General features: G+C 72.4%; 12 protein-coding genes. 8 read left to right on the top strand and 4 right to left on the bottom strand.

The genetic code is table 11. The features are described from left to right. Nucleotides 1-75: 75 nt before the first annotated feature. Nucleotides 76-390: a co-chaperone GroES gene (gene groES / locus ACQEVC_RS14425; protein WP_199187625.1), complete on the bottom strand. Its 315-nt coding sequence runs from the start codon at nucleotides 388-390 to the stop codon at nucleotides 76-78. A gap of 249 nt (nucleotides 391-639) precedes the next feature. Here groES and ACQEVC_RS14420 point away from each other — a divergent pair, with 249 nt between their 5' ends. The 8 genes from ACQEVC_RS14420 to ACQEVC_RS14385 all read left to right on the top strand — a co-directional run bounded on the left by ACQEVC_RS14420 (nucleotide 640) and on the right by ACQEVC_RS14385 (nucleotide 8,528). After that, nucleotides 640-1,866 (top strand): THUMP-like domain-containing protein, encoded by a 1,227-nt coding sequence (locus ACQEVC_RS14420; RefSeq protein WP_432877192.1) that lies wholly within the window; start codon nucleotides 640-642, stop codon nucleotides 1,864-1,866. Between the two features lie 10 nt (nucleotides 1,867-1,876). Then, a complete protein-coding gene (ybaK, locus tag ACQEVC_RS14415) occupies nucleotides 1,877-2,356 on the top strand; it encodes a Cys-tRNA(Pro) deacylase (protein ID WP_432877188.1) in 480 nt (159 codons plus the stop codon). Between the two features lie 357 nt (nucleotides 2,357-2,713). Then, nucleotides 2,714-3,805 (top strand): sugar ABC transporter substrate-binding protein, encoded by a 1,092-nt coding sequence (locus tag ACQEVC_RS14410; RefSeq protein ID WP_432877185.1) that lies wholly within the window; start codon nucleotides 2,714-2,716, stop codon nucleotides 3,803-3,805. Nucleotides 3,806-3,972: 167 nt separating this feature from the next. Continuing rightward, nucleotides 3,973-4,797, top strand: coding sequence for an ATP-binding cassette domain-containing protein (locus ACQEVC_RS14405; RefSeq protein ID WP_432877182.1), 825 nt, complete (start codon nucleotides 3,973-3,975; stop codon nucleotides 4,795-4,797). Then, nucleotides 4,794-6,059: a sugar ABC transporter permease gene (locus ACQEVC_RS14400; RefSeq protein WP_432877179.1), complete on the top strand. Its 1,266-nt coding sequence runs from the start codon at nucleotides 4,794-4,796 to the stop codon at nucleotides 6,057-6,059. The genes ACQEVC_RS14405 and ACQEVC_RS14400 overlap by 4 nt, the downstream gene beginning before the upstream one ends. A 7-nt stretch (nucleotides 6,060-6,066) precedes the next feature. Beyond that, nucleotides 6,067-7,266: an ROK family transcriptional regulator gene (locus tag ACQEVC_RS14395; protein ID WP_432877175.1), complete on the top strand. Its 1,200-nt coding sequence runs from the start codon at nucleotides 6,067-6,069 to the stop codon at nucleotides 7,264-7,266. A 28-nt stretch (nucleotides 7,267-7,294) separates the two neighbouring features. Next, on the top strand, nucleotides 7,295-7,594 hold the full coding sequence (locus tag ACQEVC_RS14390) for a DUF1707 SHOCT-like domain-containing protein (RefSeq protein WP_432877172.1): 300 nt from the start codon (nucleotides 7,295-7,297) through the stop codon (nucleotides 7,592-7,594). Nucleotides 7,595-7,784: 190 nt separating this feature from the next. Then, nucleotides 7,785-8,528, top strand: coding sequence for a copper homeostasis protein CutC (locus ACQEVC_RS14385; RefSeq protein ID WP_432877169.1), 744 nt, complete (start codon nucleotides 7,785-7,787; stop codon nucleotides 8,526-8,528). Here ACQEVC_RS14385 and ACQEVC_RS14380 read toward each other — a convergent pair. The 3 genes from ACQEVC_RS14380 to ACQEVC_RS14370 all read right to left on the bottom strand — a co-directional run bounded on the left by ACQEVC_RS14380 (nucleotide 8,506) and on the right by ACQEVC_RS14370 (nucleotide 12,673). Further along, nucleotides 8,506-9,855 carry an MFS transporter gene (locus ACQEVC_RS14380; RefSeq protein WP_432877167.1) on the bottom strand — a complete coding sequence of 450 codons (1,350 nt, stop codon included), beginning with the start codon at nucleotides 9,853-9,855 and terminating at the stop codon, nucleotides 8,506-8,508. The genes ACQEVC_RS14385 and ACQEVC_RS14380 overlap by 23 nt on opposite strands. Beyond that, a complete protein-coding gene (locus tag ACQEVC_RS14375) occupies nucleotides 9,855-10,463 on the bottom strand; it encodes a helix-turn-helix domain-containing protein (RefSeq protein ID WP_432877164.1) in 609 nt (202 codons plus the stop codon). The genes ACQEVC_RS14380 and ACQEVC_RS14375 overlap by 1 nt, the downstream gene beginning before the upstream one ends. Nucleotides 10,464-10,915: 452 nt before the next feature. Further along, nucleotides 10,916-12,673, bottom strand: a complete 1,758-nt coding sequence (locus ACQEVC_RS14370) for an ABC transporter ATP-binding protein (RefSeq protein WP_432877160.1) — start codon at nucleotides 12,671-12,673, stop codon at nucleotides 10,916-10,918. Nucleotide 12,674: the final 1 nt, after the last annotated feature.

Here is a 12,674-nt window from a genome sequence, read left to right as displayed (position 1 = left end):
TAACAGGGTCCCTTCACGCAGCGCTGCCCCGGCCCGGCGGGGCCGGTCCGGGGCAGCGTCAGTGGATCAGTCAGATCACTTCTCGATGACGGCGAGGACGTCGCGGGCGGAGAGCACCAGGTACTCCTCGCCGGCGTACTTGACCTCGGTGCCGCCGTACTTCGAGTAGATGACCGTGTCGCCGACCTTCACGTCAACCGGGATCCGGTTGCCGTCGTCGTCGAAACGGCCGGGGCCGACAGCGAGGACGGTGCCCTCCTGCGGCTTCTCCTTGGCGGTGTCGGGAATCACGATGCCCGACGCCGTGGTCGTCTCAGCCTCGTTCGCCTGGACCAGGATCCGGTCCTCGAGCGGCTTGATCGCAACCTTGGTCGCGGTAGTCACGGGCATACCCTCCTGGGGTACTTGGTTTCTGTACCGGCCGGCGAGCCGACCAGCGTCAATCTGCCACATGCCACCGGGCGGGTCCGTCGTCGCGGGTGCCGGTCCGCCTGGCGTTCAGCTCCCGGACAACGGCCCGAAAGCTGGCACCCTCGGTTTGAGAGTGCTAACCGCAGGTTATGCCGACGGCTAGCACTCCGTCAAGGAGAGTGCCAACCCGACACACCCTTCGGTGACCCTGGCCGGCACAATGCTCCGGTGGATCCCGAGCAGTTCGCCGCGCTGCGTACCCCGGCGGGGGAAACCGCGCTGGCCAGGGCCGCCGAGCTGGCCGGCGGCGACCCGCTGGCCGCGGCGGCCGCGCTGCGCTCGGCCGGGGTACCGGCCGGGCTGGCCGCCGCCGCGCTGACCCAGGCCGAGCTGCGGCGCCGGGCGACCGCCAAGTTCGGCCCGGAGGCGGCCGGGATGTTCTTCACCCGGGCCGGGCTGGAACAGGCAACCCGGGCCGGGGTCGCGGCGCGCCGGGCCGCCCGGCTGCGCGCCGCCGGGGTACGCACCCTGGTCGATCTCGGCTGCGGCCTCGGCGCCGACGCGCTCGCCGCCGCCCGGGCCGGCATCCGGGTGTACGGCGTGGAGGCCGATCCGGTCACCGCGGCGATGGCCGCCGCGAACGCCGGGGCGGCCGGGGTGGCCGACCGGTTCACCGTGACCGTCGGCGACGCGACCCGGTTCGACCTCACCGCCGTCGACGAGCCGGTCGACGCGGTGTTCTGCGATCCGGCGCGGCGGACGGCCGGTACCGGCCGGCGGATCTTCGACCCGGCCGCCTACTCCCCACCCTGGGACTTCCTGCTCGGCCTGGCCGGCCGGGTCCCCCGGACGGTCTTCAAGGTCGCACCCGGGATCGACCACCGGCTGCTGCCGGCGGATGCCGAGGGCGAGTGGGTCAGCGTCGACGGCGACCTGGTCGAGGCGACCGTCTGGTCCGGCCCGCTCGCCGCCGCGCCCCGCCGGGCCACCCTGCTGGCCGGGACGACGGCGCTGCACGAACTGACCGGCGACGGCAGCCGGCGGGCCCCGGTCGGCCCGGTCCGGCGCTACCTCTACGACCCCGACCCGGCGGTGGTCCGCGCGCACCTGGTCGCCGAGTTCGCCGGTACGGTCGGCGGCACGCTCGCCGACCCCGAGATCGCGTACGTCTACGCCGACGCCGCCCGCCCCACCCCGTACGCCCGGTGCCTGGAGGTGGTCGAGTCGCTGCCGTTCTCGCTGAAGCGGCTGCGCGCCCGGCTGCGGGACCTCGACGTCGGGCGGGCGGAGATCCTGAAGCGGGGTTCCGCGCTGGAGCCGGAGCGGCTCCGCCGCGACCTGCGGCTGGCCGGCAGCAAGCCGATCAGCCTGGTGCTGACCCGGATCGCCGACGCCCCCACGGTGCTGCTCTGCCGTCCGGTGCCGGCCCCGGAACCGGACGCCTCGACCGGGTAGGGTGCGGATCATGGCAGGCAGGGGCACCCCGGCGACCGCGCTGCTGGCACGGCAGCGGGTCCCGCACACCCTGCACCCGTACGACGTCGCGCCGGACACCCCGAACTACGGCGCCGAGGTGGCGGCGGCGCTGGGCGTACCGCCGGAGCGGGTCTTCAAGTCGCTGGTCGCCAGCGTCGACGGGATGCTGACCGTGGCAGTGGTACCGGTCACCGGGGAACTCGACCTCAAGACGCTGGCGACGGCGGTCGGCGGCAAGCGGGCGTCGCTGGCCGACCGGGCGCTGGCCGAGCGGACCACCGGCTACGTCCGGGGCGGGATCAGTCCGCTGGGTCAGCGCAAGGCGCTGCGTACCGTGATCGACGCCTCGGCCGAGCGCTTCCCCACCATCTACGTCTCAGCGGGCCGCCGCGGGCTGGAACTCGAACTCGCCCCGGCCGACCTGATCCGGCTCACCTCCGCCACCACCGCACCGGTCGCCGCGCCCTGATCCCGGCCGGGCCGCGCCGGGTGTCCGGCGAGCCAGCCACCGCGAACGATCATTTCCGGCGTATCGCCGCTGGCCAATGCCGGGATGTCCGTCACGTTGCCGAATTGTTATCCGCAACAACAAACTCGTGACCTCGACGACCTTGCCCCGAAGAGCTCTCGCGCAATACGTTGCCGGACACAACAAAAGTGAGGCGGGCGGTCGCCACAGCCCACCAAGAACTCTGCCGGAGCGACCCGGCGGAGCCGCTGGCGAGGCAGCCCAACGGGGGGAGGCCACCGGGCAGCACGGCGACCCGCTCGGGCGTACCACCGCTCCGACCCGAGACACCACACCCACCCCGAAAGGACCCGTGCAATGCGCAGAGGGATCCTCACCATCGCTGCCGTGGGCCTGCTGGCCACGGGCGGTCTCGCCGCCTGCGGCGACGATTCCGGCGGCGAAGGTGGCAGCACCGCCGAGCCGATGATCGGCGTCATCCTCCCGGACAGCGCCTCCTCGGTCCGCTGGGAGACCGCAGACCGCAAGTACCTGGAGGCGGCGTTCAAGGCCGCCGGCGTCAAGCACACCATCCAGAACGCCCAGGGCGACAAGGCACAGTTCCAGACCCTCGCCGACCAGATGATGACCGAGGGCGTCAACGTCCTGATGATCGTCAACCTGGACTCCGGCACCGGCAAGGCGGTGCTGGACAAGGCCAAGAGCCAGGGCGTGCTCACCATCGACTACGACCGGCTGACCCTGGGCGGCTCGGCCGAGTACTACGTCAGCTTCGACAACGAGGGCGTCGGCAAGCTCCAGGGCGAGGGTCTGGTCAAGTGCCTGACCGACAAGGGCGCCCAGAAGCCGGTCATCGCCGAACTGAACGGCTCGGAGACCGACAACAACGCCACGCTGTTCAAGAACGGCTACGACGGCGTGCTCAAGCCCAAGTACGACTCCGGCGAGTACGTCAAGGGCCCGGACCAGTGGGTGCCCGCCTGGGACAACGCCCAGGCCGGCACCATCTTCGAGCAGATGATGACCCAGCAGAACGGCAAGATCGACGGCGTACTGGCCGCGAACGACGGGCTGGGCAACGCGGTCATCTCCGTGCTGAAGCGGAACAAGCTCAACGGCAAGGTCCCGGTGACCGGCCAGGACGCCAGCGTGCAGGGCCTGCAGAACATCCTCGCCGGTGACCAGTGCATGACCGTCTACAAGGCGGTCAAGAAGGAGGCCGACGCGGCTGCGGAGCTGGCGATCGCGCTGGCCAAGGGCGAGAAGAAGGCCGCGCCCACCACCGTGAAGGACCCGGAGGGCAACCGGGACGTGCCGGCGGTGCTGCTGGAGCCGAAGGCCATCTACAAGGAGAACGTGAAGGACGTCGTCACCGACGGCTACGTCAGCAAGGAAGAGCTCTGCACCGGTGCCTTCGCCGCAGCCTGCACCGAGGCCGGCATTAGCTGACCCGGAGCACGGCATCGGGCTCGACAGGCCCCGCCGAGACGCCGCCCGGTACGGAACCATCCGTACCGGGCGGCGTGCTCGCCACCAGAGAGACTGGACCGGACCCGTGATCGGACACCCCGCGATCGGTACCCGCCACCGGACACCCGCGTAAAGGAGACCAACCCGTGTCCGCGACACCCCTGCTGGAACTTCGCGGGATCGACAAGAGTTTCGGTCCCGTCCAGGTCCTCCGCGACGTCAACCTCTCGGTCAATCCCGGCGAGGTGACCGCGCTCGTCGGCGACAACGGTGCCGGCAAGTCCACCCTCGTCAAGTGCGTCGCCGGCATCTACTCGGCCGACGGCGGCGAGATCCTGTTCGAGGGCCGACCGGTGCACATCCACAACCCCCGGGACGCCGCCACCCTCGGCATCGAGGTCGTCTACCAGGATCTCGCGCTCTGCGACAACCTCGACATCGTGCAGAACATGTTCCTCGGCCGGGAGAAGCGCAGCGGCCTCGTCCTGGACGAGCCGACCATGGAACAGATGGCCGCCGAGACCCTGGCCGGGCTCTCCGTCCGGACCGTGAAGTCGCTGCGGCAGCACGTCTCCAGCCTCTCCGGCGGGCAGCGGCAGACCGTGGCGATCGCCAAGGCCGTGCTCTGGAACAGCCGACTCGTCATCCTCGACGAGCCGACCGCCGCGCTCGGTGTGGCGCAGACCGCCCAGGTGCTCGAGCTGGTCCGCCGGCTGGCCGACAACGGACTCGCCGTGGTGCTCATCTCGCACAACATGAACGACGTCTTCGCCGTCTCCGACCAGATCGCCATGCTCTACCTCGGCCAGATGGTGGCGCAGCTGCGGACCAGCGACGTCACGCACGCCCAGGTGGTCGAGCTGATCACCGCCGGGCGCAGCGGCGGCCTCGGGCTGACCGGCGAGAACGGCAACGGCAAACACGACACCCCACCCAGCACCGAGACCACGAGCGCAGGAGTCGACAGATGAGCGCCGCCCCTCCCACCACCGTGGTGCCGCCGGTCGAGGTGCCGGCCGCGCCGGCACCCACGGTCGGCAGCCACGTCCGGGACTATCTGGCCCGGGTACGCGGCGGCGACATGGGCGCGCTGCCGGCGGTACTCGGCCTGATCGTGCTCTGCGCCGTCTTCGCCACGCTGCGCCCCAACTTCATGACCGAGGGGAACTTCGCCAACCTGTTCACCCAGGGCGCGGCGGTGATGCTGATCGCGATGGGGCTGGTCTTCGTCCTGCTGCTCGGCGAGATCGACCTCTCCGCCGGCTTCGCCAGTGGGGTCTGCGCCGCGGTACTCGCCCAGTTGGTCACCCTGCAGGGCTATCCCTGGTACGTCGCGGTCGCCGCCGCACTCGTCACCGGAGTGGTGATCGGGCTGGTCATCGGCTTCCTGGTGGCCAAGGTCGGCATTCCGTCCTTCGTGGTCACCCTGGCCGCGTTCCTCGCCTTCCAGGGCATCGTGCTGCTGCTGATCAAGGGTGGCACCAACGTCTCGGTCCGGGACGAGGTGCTGGTGGCGATCGCCAACCGGAACATGCCGCCGTGGCTCGGCTGGGCGCTGGCCCTGCTCGGCGTCGCCGGTTACGCGGTCGTACAACTGCTGCGGCACCGCAACCGCAGCGCGCTCGGGCTGGTCACCGCGCCGCTCGCCGTGGTGCTGATCCGGATCGGCTCGCTCGCGGCGATCGCCGGCACCGCGGTGTACCTGCTGAACCTGGAACGCAGCCGCAACGTGCTCGTCTCGCTCAAGGGCGTACCGATCGTGGTGCCGATCATCGTGATCCTGCTGGTCGTGCTCACCTTCGTACTGCAACGCACCGCGTACGGCCGGCACGTCTACGCGGTCGGCGGCAACCGGGAGGCGGCGCGGCGGGCCGGCATCGACGTGGACCGGATCCGGATCTCGGTCTTCGTGATCTGCTCCACGATGGCGGCGATCGGCGGGATCGTGGCGGCCAGCCGGGCCACCTCGGTCGACGCCAACACCGGGGGCAGTAAGGTCCTGCTCTACGCGGTCGGCGCGGCGGTGATCGGCGGCACCAGCCTCTTCGGCGGCAAGGGCCGGATCGTGGACGCCGTGCTCGGCGGCGCGGTGATCGCGGTCATCGACAACGGGATGGGGCTGCTCGGCCGCAGTTCCGGCTTCACCTTCGTGGTGACCGGGCTGGTGCTGCTGCTGGCGGCCAGTGTGGACGCACTCTCCCGACGCCGGGCCGCCGCGACCGGTAATCGATAGGGGCACGATGCGCGCAGGGCCGAGCCAGGAGGAGATTCGCCGGCAGAATCTCGGCGCGCTGCTGCGGTACGTCCACATCCACGGAGCCACCTCCCGGGCGGAACTGACCACCTCGCTCGGGCTGAACCGGAGCACCATCGGCGCGCTCACCGCCGAACTGGCCGCCGCCGGCCTGGTCAGCGAACGGGCGCCCCGGGAGACCGGGCGGGCCGGACGGCCGTCACTGGTCGTCCGGCCCGAGTCCGGGCGGGTCTTCGCGTACGCGTACAGCATCGAGGTGGACCGGCTGCGGGCCGCCCGGATCGGGCTCGGCGGAGTGGTGCTGGACCGCCGGCAGGCCGAGCGGCCCCCGGGGCTGTCGGCGGTGGAGAGCCTGCCGCTGCTGGCCGGCTTCGTGAAGGAGATGCACCAGGCGGTACCGGCGGGCTCGGTCTACGTCGGCAGCGGCGTGGCGGTCTGCGGCCGGTTGCGCCGTCCGGACGGCGCGGTGCACGTCCGGCCGGAGAGCACCGGCTGGGCGGGCGGCGGCGAGCTGGACAAGCCGCTGGCCGAGGCGCTCGGTGAACTGCTGCCACAGGAGCGCCCGGTGCTGGTCAGCAACGCCGCCGACGCGAGCGCGGTCGCCGAGCACGCCCGGGGCGCGGCCAGCGGTTACGACGACGTCATCTACCTGCACCGGGACGTCGGCATCGACGCCGGGATCATCGTCGGCGGCCGGCGGCTGACCGGGCAGGGCGGCTACGCCGGGGAGGTCGGCCACATGGTGGTGAACCCCGGCGGAAGCCCGTGCGGCTGCGGCTCGTACGGCTGCTGGGAGACCGAGATCGGCGAGTACGCCCTGCTCCAGGCGGCCGGCCGGGACGACGCCGTGGGCCGGGAGGCCGCCCTGCGGGTGGTCGACGCGGCCGCCCGGGGTGACGCGAACGCGCAGGCGGCGGTCCGGCAGATCGGCGACTGGCTCGGGTTCGGCGTGGCGAACCTGGTCAACATCTTCAACCCCGGAGTGGTCATCTTCGGCGGCACCCTCCGGGACGTCTACCTCGCGGCGGCGGCCCGGGTGCGCAGCCGGCTCAACTCGCTGGCCCTGCCCACCCCGCGCGAGCAGGTGCGACTGCGTACCCCGCAGTTGGGCGAGGACGCCGCGCTGGTCGGCGCCGCCGAGCTGGCCTTCGAGCACCTGCTCGCCGACCCGCTCGACGCGGCCTGACCGGGCACCGGGGCGTACGCTGTCCGACGTGGACGGGCAACTGCGGGCCTCCGACTCCGACCGGCAACGGGTGGTCGCCGACCTGCAACGGCACACCGAGCAGGGCCGGTTGAGCCTGGACGAGTTCTCCGAGCGGATCGGCGCGGTCTACACCGCGCGTACCCTCGGGGAGCTGGCCACCGTCACCCGGGACCTGCCGGCGGTGCCGGCCGGCACCGAGCCGGCCGGGGGCGGCAGCACCGGTACCCGGCGGGAGTTGCTGATCGTCTTCGCCGTCGCCGCCGCCACCCTGCTCCTGCTGGTGGTCTTCATGGCCGGCACCCGCTGATCGACGCCGCCACCTCGGCCAGTGCTGGCGCTTTGTCCGGTAAGCGGCACGACGTGACGTTTCGTATCGCCGGCCGGCCCACCGAAGGCGTTCTTTCCCACATGCGGTCGCGGTGATCGATGATGCACCCTTGGATAGCCCCGGCTGGTTCGGGTCTGTCAACTTGGTTCGGTCATTGGAGAAGGCTGGCATGAGCACGTTCGAGATCTGCGTCGACAGCGTCGAGGGGACGCTGGCGGCGGAGCGCGCCGGCGCCGACCGGGTGGAACTCTGCGCGGGGTTGTTCGAGGGCGGGTTGACCCCCAGCATCGGCACCATCGAACTGGCCCTGCGGCACGCGGAGCGGATCCGGGTGCACGTGCTGGTACGCCCCCGGGGCGGGGACTTCATCTACTCCCCGTACGAGGTCGACGCGATGGTCCGCGACGTGCAGGCCGCGGTGACGGTGGGCGCGCACGGGGTCGTGATCGGTGCGCTGACCCCGGAGGGCGACGTCGACGTACCCACCATGCGACGGCTGCTCGCGGCGGCCGACGGCGCGAGCGTCACCTTCCACCGGGCGTTCGACATGGTCCGGGACCCGTTCGAGGCGCTGGAGCAACTGATCGAGCTGGGCATCCCCCGGGTGCTCACCTCCGGTCAGGAGGAGACCGCGCTGGCCGGCGCTCCGCTCATCGCCGACCTGGTCGGCAAGGCCACCGGCCGGATCGCGGTGATGGCCGGCGGCGGGGTCAACGAGCGGAACATCGCCCGGATCGTCGCCGCCACCGGCGCGGACGAATACCACTTCACCGCACGGGTCAGCTCGGACGGGCCGGCGATCCACCGCAACCCGGTACCGCGGATGGGTGGGGTGTTGAGCCGCCCCGAGTACCAGCGCTCGGAGACCTCGCCGGAGCGGATCGGTCGGATCATCGGCGCGGTGCGCCGGTAACCTCCGGCCCGGCCAGCGCTGTCGCCGGCTCGGCAGGCGTCCCGGCCGGCGGCTCGGCAGGCGGCTCGGCACGCGTCCCGGCCGGCGGTGTCGGCGGCCGGTCGAGTTCGCGCCAGACCGGCATCACGAACGGCAGCAGCGTCACCAGCAGGTACGCGCCCGCGAACACCAGACAGGCGACCGGCAGCCGCAACTCCTGTACGGCCAGCCCGCCGAGCAGCCCGCCGAGCGGGATGCCGGCCCAGGCCGCCGCGTGCGTCAGCCCGAGCACCCGGGCCCGGAGCCGCTCGGGAATTCGTTCGAAGCTGACCGCGCCCAGGATCGGGTTGATCGCCGCGACCGAGATTCCGGCGACGAACGAGACCAGATAGATCACCCAGAGCCGGTCCAGCAGCGCGAGCGCGACGAACCGGGGTGCCCCGGCGAGCAGGAAGCCGACCGCGAAGACGGTGAACCGCGGCACCCGGTGCGCCACGACGGTGAAGACGACGTTGCCCAGCACCGCCCCCAGCGCGAAGCTCGCCGCGAGCAGGCCGAGCGCCGTCGACGACCGGACCACCTCGCTGGCCCAGACCGGGGTGAGCACCGCCGTGTACGCCGCGTCAGCCAGGTTGGTGACCAGCAGCATCAGCAGGATGCCGTGCACGAGTCGGTCGTGGCGCAGATAGCGCAGACCGGCCCGGAGCGCGACCAGATAAGGCTCCCGGTCCGGCGTGGCGCCGTCCCCGGCTGGCGCGGGTTCCACTGTGCGGAGTCGTTTCGGCACGGCGAGGGCTACCAGAAGCGCCCCGACCAGGAAGGTGCCCGCGTCCAGGAGCAGCACCAGCGGGGCGTCGAGCACGGCGATGAGCAGCCCGGCCAGCGGCGCGCCGAGCAGCGTGGCGAGCCGGCTGAGCCCGTCGTGCATGCTGGTGGCCCGGGTCATCGGGGTGCCCGCCGCCGCCACGGTCTCCGGGAAGACCACCCGTTTGGCGGTGTCGCCCAGCCCGCGCAGCAGCCCGGCCACCGCGACCAGGCCGATGAGTGTGCCGAACCGGAGCAGACCGGCCAGGTGCAGCAGCGGGACGGTGGCCACCGCCGCCGCGCTGCCCAGGTCGGCGACGATGCTGGTCCGGCGGGCACCCACCCGGTCGATCAGCGGCCCGCCGAGGGCGCAGGCCAGCACGTACGGAAGCATCTCGGCGAACGCGACCACGCCGGTCCGGGCGGCGCTGCCGGTGACCACGAGGGTGAACCAGGGCAGCGCCACCATGCTCATCCGGCTGCCGACCAGGGAGACTCCCTCGGCGACCAGCAGCCCGACCAGTGGTCGGCGATCCCGGCCCATCAGCCCGCCTCCCCCGGCCGATCGCCCTCCGCCGACCGATCGCCGCCCCGCCGGACGAACGGCATCAACTGGGCCTGCACCACGAACGGCTCGGCGTCGTCCGGTGCCGTCACGCCGGGCTCGTCCCGCCGGTACCGCCCGATCAGCTCGGTCAGCGCGTCGGAGAACTCCCGCGCCTCGGTCGGGGTCAGCCGGAGCTGCCAGTTGCTCAGGGTGGACGCCTGCCCCCACTCCTCCGGCAGGCTGAGCAGCTCGTTCAACCAGCGGTCGACCCGCTCCGCGTAGAGCGCGGCGACGGATCGCAGATAGGTCTCGACGTCGGGGAGAGCGTCCCGGCCGACCTCGTTGTCGAGCCGGGTGTTCCGGTGCGCGGCCCGCCACCACCGCTCGCGGCCGGCACCGCGCCCGGGCTCCTCGACCACGAAGCCGTACTGGGCGAGTTGTCGCAGGTGGTAGCTGGTGGCGCCGGTGGACTGACCTAGCCGCTCGGCGAGCAGGGTTGCCGTGGCGGGACCGTGCTCCCGCAGCGCGTTGAGCATCCGGACCCGCAGCGGGTGGGCGAGACCGCGCAGCGAGGTCGGGTTCAGCCGAACTTCATCCCCAGACATGTTTGCAACGCTATAATTGCAAAGAACTCTTTGCAATATGCCCGCCAACTTTGGGGCGAGATGGCGCCGCCGGGACGGAATACCGCCCTGCCGGAGCGGGACCACGCGGCCGGAGCGCCGGCCGGATCGCCGACCGGAGCGCCGATCCGGAGCGCCGATCCGGAGCGCCGACCGGCGATAACCCCGTTCGCGAGACTGTCGAGCTGGGTGCACGAACGGGGCGGCGGATGATTGGCCTCGGCTGGCAGCCGGTGGGCGCGCAAGCGAGGCAGCTCGACAGTCCGCGCAGCACACTGTTCCCGGAATAGCTGGCGAGGCGGGGCCGCACCGCCCGGCCGTCACTCAGGCCAGCCGTCACTCAGGCCGGCCGTCACTCAGGCCAGCCGTCACTCAGGCCAGCCGTCACTCAGGCCAGCCGCCGCGCCCCACCACTACTCAGAAGCCGGCGCGGGTCAGGACCGGTCGCCGTGCCAGGAGCGCCAGAGCGCGGCGTACGAGCCGTCGGCGGCGACCAGATCGGCGTGTGGGCCCAGCTCGGTGATCCGGCCGTCCTCCACCACGGCGACCCGGTCGGCATCGTGTGCGGAGTGCAGCCGGTGTGCGATCGCGATCACCGTACGGCCGCGCAGCACCGCGGCCAACGAACGCTCCAGATGCCGGGCCGCCCGGGGGTCGAGCAGTGAGGTGGCCTCGTCGAGTACCAGGGTGTGCGGGTCGGCGAGGATCAGCCGGGCGAGCGCAAGCTGCTGGGCCTGGGCGGCGGAAAGCGGGTGGCCGCCCGCACCGACCTCGGTGTCCAGCCCGGCGGGAAGCTGCTCCGCCCAGTCCAGCGCGTCGACGGCGGCGAACGCCGCGCGTACCCGGTCGTCGGTCGCGTCCGGCCGGACCATGGTGAGGTTGTCGCGCAGCGTACCGAGGAAGACGTGATGTTCCTGGGTGACCAGCGCGACCTCGGTACGGAGGTCGGCCAGCGGCAGATCGGCGAGCGGGACGCCGCCGACGGTGACCGAGCCGTGCCCCGGCCGGTGGATCCCGGCGAGCAGCCGGCCCAGCGTCGACTTGCCGGCCCCGGACGGGCCCACCATCGCCAGCCGCTCCCCCGGGGCCAGGGTGAGGGTGACGCCGTGCAGCACGTCCCGCCCCGGCTGATAGGCGTAGCGCACGTCCCGGGCGACCAGCCGCTGGTCGGCCGGTCGGACCGCCGGCTCGTCGACCGGGGCGTCGTCGGGGCGTCGGGCCACCCCGAGCAGCCGGGCCAGCGACGCGCCGCCGACCTGCACCTCGTCCAGCCAGGAGAGCAGCCGGTCGATCGGGTCCATCAACTGCTGGACGTAGAGGGTGGCGGCGGTGACCTGGCCGAGGGTCACCCAGCCCTCGATGTAGAACCAGCCGCCGAGGACCAGGGTCGCGACGACCGGCAGCACGTAGCCGGTCTCGGCCAGCGGAAAATAGACGGTACGCAGGAAGAGGGTGTAGCGCTCGGCCGCGTACGACCGGCCGATGTCGGCGTCGGTGCGGGCCCGGCGCCGGGCCTGCTGCCGGAGCGCCTCGGTGGTCCGCGACCCCTCCACCGTCTCGCTGATCCCGTCGGTGATGTCGGAATAGGCGGCGTTCTCCGCGAGATAGCCGGGGGTGGCCCGGCGCAGGTACCAGCGGGTGGCCAGCACCAGGATCGGCACCGCGACCAGGGCGGGCAGGATCAGCAGCGGGTCGGTCAGCAGCACCGCGCCGACCACCGCGACCGCCGTCACGACGGCGATCAGCGTCTCCGGCACGGCGAACCGGACCGACCGGGACAGCGCGGCGACGTCCCGGCTGCTCCGGGTCAGCAGGTCACCGGTGCCGGCGCGCTCCACGGTAGACAGTGGGATGGCCAGGATCCGGTCGATGAACTCCTCCCGCAGCTCGGCGAGGACCCGTTCACCGAGCCGGGCCGAGGCGAAGTGGGCGAACCGGATCAGCACCGCCTGTGCCACCACGAACCCGGCGATCGCCAGCGCGACCCGGTCCACCGTCACCGTGCTGGTGCCCTCGGAGATCGCCTCGACCAGGTCACCGAGCAGCCGTGGCGCGGCCAGCCCGGTGACTGCGGCCAGCGCGTGCAGCGCGAGCGCGCCGGCCAGCGCCCGGGGATGCCGGCGGAGCAGGCTGCGCGCGTACCGTCGCACCTGCGCCGCGTCGGCGACCGGCAGCGCGTCGCGCTCGCTCATC

The sequence above is a fragment of the Plantactinospora sp. CA-294935 genome (assembly GCF_050936445.1).
Classification (GTDB): Bacteria; Actinomycetota; Actinomycetes; order Mycobacteriales; family Micromonosporaceae; genus Plantactinospora.
This window is presented reverse-complemented; position numbering and strand designations above follow the sequence as displayed.

Bases quoted from the DNA above. Each gene is read 5' to 3' on its own strand.
- ACQEVC_RS14395 (WP_432877175.1), top strand. From the start codon at position 6,067: ATGCGCGCAGGGCCGAGCCAGGAGGAGATTCGCCGGCAGAATCTCGGC.
- groES (WP_199187625.1), bottom strand. From the start codon at position 390: ATGCCCGTGACTACCGCGACCAAGGTTGCGATCAAGCCGCTCGAGGAC.
- ACQEVC_RS14375 (WP_432877164.1), bottom strand. From the start codon at position 10,463: ATGTCTGGGGATGAAGTTCGGCTGAACCCGACCTCGCTGCGCGGTCTC.
- ybaK (WP_432877188.1), top strand. From the start codon at position 1,877: ATGGCAGGCAGGGGCACCCCGGCGACCGCGCTGCTGGCACGGCAGCGG.
- ACQEVC_RS14410 (WP_432877185.1), top strand. From the start codon at position 2,714: ATGCGCAGAGGGATCCTCACCATCGCTGCCGTGGGCCTGCTGGCCACG.
- ACQEVC_RS14400 (WP_432877179.1), top strand. From the start codon at position 4,794: ATGAGCGCCGCCCCTCCCACCACCGTGGTGCCGCCGGTCGAGGTGCCG.
- ACQEVC_RS14370 (WP_432877160.1), bottom strand. From the start codon at position 12,673: ATGAGCGAGCGCGACGCGCTGCCGGTCGCCGACGCGGCGCAGGTGCGA.
- ACQEVC_RS14385 (WP_432877169.1), top strand. From the start codon at position 7,785: ATGAGCACGTTCGAGATCTGCGTCGACAGCGTCGAGGGGACGCTGGCG.
- ACQEVC_RS14380 (WP_432877167.1), bottom strand. From the start codon at position 9,855: ATGGGCCGGGATCGCCGACCACTGGTCGGGCTGCTGGTCGCCGAGGGA.